General features: G+C 67.7%; 1 protein-coding gene. It reads left to right on the top strand.

Annotated features, from left to right (window positions below; genetic code table 11):
- Positions 1-900 (top strand): EF-P lysine aminoacylase EpmA (epmA, locus tag EOA32_RS37330; protein WP_128374320.1); only part of this gene is annotated, 900 nt, incomplete at its 5' end.
- Positions 901-1,222 lie beyond the last annotated feature (322 nt).

Raw genomic sequence — 1,222 nt, 5'->3', positions numbered from 1 at the left:
GTGTCGCCCGGCAACGAGGCGCATCTTGCGGCCTTCGCCACCGAGGCGGTCGCGCCGGACGCGTCGCGCCAGCCGTTCTACCTTCACACCTCGCCGGAATTCGCCTGCAAGAAGCTGCTTGCCGCCGGCGAGAAGCGCATCTTCAGCCTGGGCTCCGTTTACCGAAACCGCGAGCGCGGGCCGCTGCATCATCCCGAATTCACCATGCTCGAATGGTACCGCGTCGGCGAGGCCTATGAGCGCCTGATGGCCGACTGCGCCGAATTTCTGGCGCTCGCCGCGGAAAAGGCCGGGGCCAAAAGCTTTCGGTTTCGTGGCCGCGAGGCCGATCCCTTCGCCGAGCCGGAGCGGCTGAGCGTGGCGGAAGCATTCATGCGCCATGCCGGCATCGACCTGCTGGCGACCGTCGGCGCCGACGGAAGCACCGACCGCGAAGCGCTCCACCAGGGCCTGGTCTGCGCCGGCCTGCGCACCGCGCCCGACGACAATTGGGCCGACCTGTTCAGCCGCGTGATGGTGGAAAAGGTCGAGCCGGCGCTGGGGCAGGGACGGGCGACAATCCTCTACGGCTACCCAGTCTCCGAGGCGGCTTTGGCACGGCCGAGCGCGGAGGACCCGCGCGTCGCCGAACGCTTCGAGCTTTATTGCTGCGGCGTCGAGCTTGCCAATGCGTTTGGCGAGCTCACCGATCCGGCCGAGCAGCGCCGCCGCTTCGTCGCCGAGATGGACGAGAAGGAGCGCATCTATGGCGAGCGCTATCCGCTGGACGAGGATTTCCTCGCCGCGCTTGCCATCATGCCGCAGGCGAGCGGCTCGGCCCTCGGCTTCGACCGGCTGGTGATGCTGGCAACCGGCGCCGCCAGGATCGAAGATGTGATCTGGGCGCCGGTGGCCGGCTAATTCGCACTGTTCATGCGGTTGCGGCGGGGCAGTGCGCTGCGAAGGGCCGCGATTGCCTTGAGATTGCCGCATCCGCCATTGCACAAGCGGTGGTGGAACAATAGATGGTGCAGCAGCATCCAAGACGATTGTGCGGGCTTCCAGAGATGGCGGCCCGGCATCCATGGATGTGCGGTAGCATCTGCCCTCCCGCACAGCTTGAACAAACAGGACCAACCGCATGACCGACACGCTCGACGCAGGGAAACTGACCGACCGCGTCGCGGCGCTCGTCGAGGCGGCCAAGCGCGCCGGGGCGGACGCCGCCGACGCGGTCGCCGTG

The organism is Mesorhizobium sp. M1A.F.Ca.ET.072.01.1.1, assembly GCF_004023325.1.
GTDB lineage: Bacteria > Pseudomonadota > Alphaproteobacteria > Rhizobiales > Rhizobiaceae > Mesorhizobium.
Note: the sequence above shows the minus strand (reverse complement) of the source record. Positions and strands in the feature narration are given on the sequence as shown.